Consider the following 6334-nt stretch of genomic DNA (forward strand, 5'->3'; position numbering starts at 1 on the left):
GAGTGGTTGATTCGCTACCAAGTTGCCCAGCAGTTGCCGAAAGATTTCGAGCCCTTCATGAATTGGGCATGCGTTGATAGCGTGTGCTACATCCACCCACCGACCAAAGCCCAGCTCAAGCACAAAGGCAAAAGTCGGTGGCTTGGGATAGGTGGCCTTATACCCAAGACAACGCGCCCAGACGTAATGGACAACCTGAATAAGCTCCCACTCGATTGTTTGAGCGACAACAAAGACGGATCTCCATTCGTCTATAAAGACGACGCCCTCATTCAACAGTGTAACCACATCTCAAAGTGGCACGGTCTAAACCCAAGGATAGAACTAACACTGATTGGATACTAAAGCAAATAAATTGGTCTAATTCATTAATCATGCTATCTTGTGTGGTAGTAGAAGTTTCTAAAATTTCTTTTTTACTATTAATTTTAGTAGCTTTACTATTACAAAGCCATTGCAATGCAATTCATCAGGCAAAAAATCAGGCAATTGACAAATTTTTTCAACCATATCACTTTGCTCAGGAGCGTTCTTTTGATTGTGCGCAACCTTGCGGCATCAAAAGAGGAAGATGATCTTATATTGGAGGATGTTTTGGATGTTGGAAAGGATTTGTTAATTTTAGAATTAATCAAAAATGGCAAGCCTAAAACAGCGGATGATTTCAAGTCGCTTATTCAGGCGCATTTTGATAGCACATGCCATGGTATTCAGCAGAAAATTGATTTTGATCTCCCTGAGCTTACCTATGAGTTTGGAAAACTAGGAGAGCAGAACGAAACACTAAAAAGCAATGTTGCTTTTTATAGTAACTTTACTCATGCGCAAAAAAATATGATGGATGGACGAGCACGGCAAGAACAAAGGTAATCTTGGGCGCCCTTCGTCATACAATGAATCTTATGCTAAAAGAGCAGAGGAGTTAGCATCTGAAGGCTGCACTAATGTTGAAATATACAAAGCGCTCAGAATATCAGAGACAACCTTTTATAGGTGGTGTGCTGACATAAGGGAGTTTAAGGAGGCAATAGAAAACGGCAAGCCCATTTCAATACCCAAGATTGTCGAAGCAGTGAATAAAGCTGCTATTGGCTATACGGAGGTTGTAAAGCGAGAAAAAACCAAATTGATTTACAAGTTCTCAAAAGACGGGAAAGAAGTGCCGTATGAAAAAATAGTTGAGAGCTGGGATCAACATATTGTTGTGCCGCCAAGCGTTCAAGCTGCTAAATTCATGCTTACCAACAGAGCAAAAGATCAATGGAAGCTCAACCCAGACAACTTTGACGAGTCAGGAGAGCGCATTCCAGATGTAAACATAAATATTGGCGGTCAAGCCTTACAGGGTAGCAAGTTGGCAACCTCTGAGCAGGAAGCGAAAGACCTTGCGCCCGATTTGGATCAAATGCATGAAGACCTGTTAAGAAATGAAGAAGAGTAGCGCAGCGCAAAGTCAAGCGCTACATATTTGGGGTGAACAGGCCCCCAGTGATTCGGGAAGGCTTTTACTGGACAACCCTATTGTAGAAAGCGTTGTCTTTGTTACGACACTTTCGTTTATATTTGCAATTGACCCGCATGCCGAAAGGCAACAGAAAACGTTCTTATCACATCAAGGGGGTACATGGAGTGGAAAGACCTACTCCATTATCCAAGCGCTTGTGTTCGCTGCCATAGCTTACAAGTACTATAACAAAAAAGGTAAACAGGAGCCACTATCTATTTTAATCGTTGGCCAAGATGTGCCCAATCTTAAGAAGGGGGCCATAAAGGACTTCGAGTCTGTCATCAGGTCTATTGTTGATGATTTCCCAGAGGCGTTGCGTCCAATATTTGACTACAAGTATAACAAAACGGATAAGATAGCAACATTTGCCAATGGTGCCACTATTGGTTTTGCTTCTTTTAAAGATGGGCAGGATGCCAAAAGTGGAAAGCGTCACATTACATTCGTCAATGAAGCCAATGGAATTGGCTGGGCAGTTGCTGAACAACTAGAGTTTCGTTCCAAGGTCTGTACGATCATAGATTACAACTCAGATGCTCCTTTTTGGTATCATCACAAGATGCACGGCAAGAAACATGTGCAATTGTGTATTTCCAATTTCACGCACAACCCTGGAGTCGACCAAAAGACAAAGCGTGAGTTGGTTGCCAAGGGGCGTCAAAATCCAGAGTGGCGCAAGGTCTACATTAATGGGCAAACAGGAAGCACTGAGGCAATCATCTATCCTAATATTACATGGGTGGACAAAATGCCAGAAAGTGACGATGTGTCTTATGGGCTCGACTTCGGATTTAGCAATAGTAAAACGGCTTTTGTCAAGTGCGCTGTATCCGATGGCAAGCTGTACGTTCAGCTGCTGTTTTATGCCACTGGGTTATTGGCTCCTGATATTGCCAAAGAAATAGCTAAGGTATCTAAGCAACACAAGCTTGGTAACCTAAAAGCTAACAAGCGGTTTATAATGGCAGACGGGGCAAGCCCTGACACCATTGCTCACTTGAGGCGATTGGGTTACAAAAGGACCATGGCAGCCAAAAAGGGCAAAGGAAGCGTTAGAGATGGAATTGCACTGGTCAAATCGTTTGAAGAAGTTTGCATTGTAGATAATCCAGCTTTCAGGCTGGAGCAACAGTCTTACAAATATCTCAAAGACCCAATGACGGGTGAGTTGACTAATGAGCCAGACAAGAACACAGGTAAGGATCACGCAATGGACGCCATGCGCTATGGTATCCAAGGATTGCGTTATACGAACAAAATGCAGCGGAATTAATCACTTTAAATAACCACAATTTTATCTCAATGAAATCGAAAGGAACAGCTTATTTACTGTGGGTATTCGGGCTATTTGGATTGCTCGGACTCCACCATTTTTACCTAGGGAAGCCCTTGAAGGGGGTTGTTTGGTTCTTAACAGGAGGTGTTTTTGGTGTGGGAGCACTAATTGATCTGTTTACACTTGGGGGCCAAGTAGAGTCCCGAAACACTAGCGAAGAGCTAAAAACGATACGAGCCAACGCTTTGTCTAACTCCAGTAAAGGTATTATTGGTGTCGTTGCTATGTTTGTTTTGTTTGCTTCCTGCCAAAAGCCAGATGTCGTAATTAGTGAATGTCAAAAAAATGCAGAAGAGATGTTGCTACCAGTAGCTTATCAAGGAGAAAATGAAGTCGAAAGTTGTTTTGCGTTAGGCGCATTCCAATTGTTTCGCACGCTAACCGCCCCCGTGACCATTGCCGACATGAAAGCGGCCTTGGAGTTGAATTTGAACACTGCTTTTACACAGGATTCTTTTGATGTCGTTCTCGGTACAATCAGCAGCCTGCCGTGGGATAGCTCAAGCTTAACCACTGCCGATATTTCTCTGATTAACGAGATTCGTTCGCACTTGAATCCAAACCCTGTGTTTACTGCTTGCGGAGGGACTAGCTATCCTGCGCTTGATAGCGATATTACGGTCAATCACCAGCCTTTTTTGAATGCCCCGAACTGGAGGCATGCTTGCACAGTGGAGCTAAGCGGGGGCGTGTTTAGCTGTCAAATAGAAGACGTAAGATTTGTAAACATCGTTTCGTCGCAAAATAACGCCATGCCTGCGACATTTATTTGTACACCTGTTGCCATTCAAAATAATAATCGCGTATTCGCTTTTTACCACAATGAATGGCTTAGTGACCCTGCTGCGACTTCAACGCAATACACAAGCGACATAGAATTTAGGGATAGTTCAGGCGTGGTTTTGTCAACCATATCGGGCTACCTTTACTCATTCTAAGTACAAAACCGATACATACTATCTAATCTATATTTTTTCAATAAACACACATTCGCCATGATGAGCGCTTGCACATGCGGCACTGGGACTCCCTTAGTTGCTGCGCCAGAAAAAAACTGCTACACCCAGCGTGGTCAAATACAACGCATTTACTTCGCTAAGCGCGGTCAAATTAAAATTGACCTTGCTGACAATGCCAACAATATTCCTGCAAGTATTCAGAACTTATCCCCAGACACTCAAGCCTTGTGGGATGTGCTATGGAATGCTAACGACGACACTAAGGTTGTCAATACACCTGTTCGCACTTTGGGTGCGCCTAACATTGAGGCAGGCGCTGAACTAACCGCAGGGGGTGGCAATGAAACACCTAACGGGGTGTTGCTCAATACAGGTCGCGACCCTTCTACTTTTAGTGGCAACTTTTTGCGCTTGCATGCGGATCAAATTGCTGCTTTGCGAAACCTAGAGTGCCAAGATGTAGAGGTGTTTTTAATCCACGAAAACAACACTATTACAGGGCACAAAGAAGGCGATATCTTCACTGGTATTCCTTTACAAAAAGCACCTTTTATTGGCGACCAGAGCTTTGGCAATCGCGACAACATTGATGCAAATGCCTTTAATTTTCAATTTGTGCCCAAGTTTGACGAAAAGTTGCACACAATTGTGCCTACGCCGCCATTTTCGCCACTTCTAGCAGTTGTCTAATGAAGAAAATTTCATTGAGATTCGCAGACGCGGGGGGTATAGTCAACGAGCTTGATTATGACCACGCGCTGCGAATATTGAGAAGTCAACGCCGACAAAGCCGATCATCAATAACACTAGCCGATCATGATGCCTACTATTTTGACACAACAACCAATCCTCAAGGAGAGATTGTCCGACGACGAAGTGATTCGTCGATTGGAGAGGAAGAATCTGGATTGGAATAATAGGGGGTATTACGAAAGTCTTCTGACGGTCATTACTCAATGCATCTTTGCGGATGAAATTAAGGGCCTCAGAGGATGGGAAGAAATAGAGGCCATGATCGCCAAGCGTCTGCATCCAGACAAGCAAGACCGAACGATGGCCTTTTTTACATTCCCAATGGAATGTGTTGGCGAGGCGCAATCTGCTCTTCAAGACCTGTGGAAGGTGTTTGAGGCCAGAGATGCTTCTTTTAGCAATAATTACATGGGTGTCGAGCCTCAAAGGGGGGATGAGCTTTTTGCTAGGCTTAGCATCGGGAGTTACGTCAAAGAAACAGCACGAACTGTATTGACCAACAAGCCCAATACCTACACAGTAGTTGATTATGATAGTGTAGGACTGCCTTACATTGTAACCGTTGAGGAGGATCGTCTAATTGATGTGGAATTTGTTCCAAATTCTCATGTTGAGGTTGCTTACATCGCTTTTTTGCATTCCGTGGGAACGGATGATACTGGTCAATGGCAACGCTATGCGTTTTATGATGATCAATCGTACAGGGTGTTTGAAAAAAGGAAAGGTGGCCGACCTGTATTGTTATTTGAAAACGACCACAATCTGGGTTATTGTCCAGCGCGCCCATTCTTGTCGCATGTGCGGTACGAAATGAGCAAAGACAGGTACAATCCCTTAGCGGCAAGCTTAGGGTTGCTTTTGGATTACCAGCTTGCTGTTGTATTTGAAAAATACGGTGAGAACTACATACCATTTCCAGTGACCATTCGTCCAAAAGGGGTGAGTGAATGTGATCAAGAAGGCTGTGTTGATGGCTACATTGAGCGCACTAGTACGAGTAATGGCGAATTGATTACCACGCGAGTAAAGTGCGAAAAGTGTGCAAAGCCCGATATTTTTGGTGGACCTGGCACAACAGTAGATGTAGATCCACTTGTTATTCAGGGTGTGTCAGAAGACAGCAGAATCTTTAGGTTCGAGTCGCCTGACATTACTGGACTTGAGATGTATGCAAGGTCCATTGAAAAGAGGCGCATGCAGTTTAGAAAGTCCGTTACTGGCATTAATGAAATGCTAGCTACACAGGCAGTCAACATAGAGCAAGTGCAAGCAGTCATGGAATCGGCTAAAAAACCACTTTTGGTGATCGCGCAGCAGCTAAATGACATTGACAAATGGCTTCATGAGACCCTGTACAAGGCGGCTTTTGGCTCTGATATGATCCGATATGCCAATTGGGGAACCGATTGGTTTATACTGACCGCTGAACAAGTGTTCAAGCTTTACGAAAAAGCTAAAAACATGGGAATGAAAACGGGTGAATTGGACTCTTTATATGATTTGCACTTGGCCACAAGACACAAGACAAACCCTCAGATGTTGCGTAAAAAGCGTTTAGAATTTGAATTGGACCCTGCGCCGCACAAAACAGATCAAGAGGCGTATGTCATGCGTGATAGAGGCACTTTAAGCCAGCTTGATCTCATTATAAAAACAAATTTTGCTCGTTTCATTGCTAGGTACGAACGAGAATACGAACCGCTAACCCAAGTAGGACATTATCAAATAGAAATCGGCGAACAAACATATCGGGATCTTGTCGATCAAATTTACCAACAA

General features: G+C 43.7%; 7 protein-coding genes. All 7 read left to right on the top strand.

From position 1 onward, the window contains the following. Positions 1-57 precede the first annotated feature (57 nt). On the top strand, positions 58-345 hold the full coding sequence (locus HRT75_RS14795; RefSeq protein WP_366665082.1) for a RusA family crossover junction endodeoxyribonuclease: 288 nt from the start codon (positions 58-60) through the stop codon (positions 343-345). A gap of 114 nt (positions 346-459) precedes the next feature. Beyond that, complete coding sequence (locus HRT75_RS13765; protein ID WP_291187898.1) at positions 460-870, top strand: hypothetical protein; 411 nt, start codon at positions 460-462, stop codon at positions 868-870. Then, positions 842-1441, top strand: coding sequence for a hypothetical protein (locus HRT75_RS13770; RefSeq protein ID WP_291187900.1), 600 nt, complete (start codon positions 842-844; stop codon positions 1439-1441). Before HRT75_RS13765 ends, HRT75_RS13770 begins: the two co-directional genes overlap by 29 nt. Beyond that, the gene (locus HRT75_RS13775; protein WP_291187902.1) at positions 1428-2780 is read left to right on the top strand and encodes a terminase large subunit; all 1353 of its coding nucleotides are present in this window, start codon (positions 1428-1430) and stop codon (positions 2778-2780) included. Before HRT75_RS13770 ends, HRT75_RS13775 begins: the two co-directional genes overlap by 14 nt. 29 nt (positions 2781-2809) lie before the next feature. Then, complete coding sequence (locus tag HRT75_RS13780; protein WP_291187904.1) at positions 2810-3781, top strand: TM2 domain-containing protein; 972 nt, start codon at positions 2810-2812, stop codon at positions 3779-3781. 57 nt (positions 3782-3838) lie between these two features. Further along, positions 3839-4492, top strand: a complete 654-nt coding sequence (locus HRT75_RS13785; protein ID WP_291187906.1) for a hypothetical protein — start codon at positions 3839-3841, stop codon at positions 4490-4492. Positions 4493-4618: 126 nt separating this feature from the next. Further along, positions 4619-6334: hypothetical protein (locus tag HRT75_RS13790; RefSeq protein ID WP_291187909.1), on the top strand; the 1716-nt coding region annotated here is incomplete at its 3' end.

Origin of the sequence: Gilvibacter sp. (genome assembly GCF_013214815.1) — a bacterium.
Classification (GTDB): Bacteria; Bacteroidota; Bacteroidia; order Flavobacteriales; family Flavobacteriaceae; genus Gilvibacter.

Excerpts from the sequence above, each read along its gene's own strand:
- HRT75_RS14795 (WP_366665082.1), top strand. The coding sequence starts at position 58 with ATGAATTGGGCATGCGTTGATAGCGTGTGCTACATCCACCCACCGACC.
- HRT75_RS13765 (WP_291187898.1), top strand. The coding sequence starts at position 460 with ATGCAATTCATCAGGCAAAAAATCAGGCAATTGACAAATTTTTTCAAC.
- HRT75_RS13770 (WP_291187900.1), top strand. The coding sequence starts at position 842 with ATGGACGAGCACGGCAAGAACAAAGGTAATCTTGGGCGCCCTTCGTCA.
- HRT75_RS13775 (WP_291187902.1), top strand. The coding sequence starts at position 1,428 with ATGAAGAAGAGTAGCGCAGCGCAAAGTCAAGCGCTACATATTTGGGGT.
- HRT75_RS13780 (WP_291187904.1), top strand. The coding sequence starts at position 2,810 with ATGAAATCGAAAGGAACAGCTTATTTACTGTGGGTATTCGGGCTATTT.
- HRT75_RS13785 (WP_291187906.1), top strand. The coding sequence starts at position 3,839 with ATGATGAGCGCTTGCACATGCGGCACTGGGACTCCCTTAGTTGCTGCG.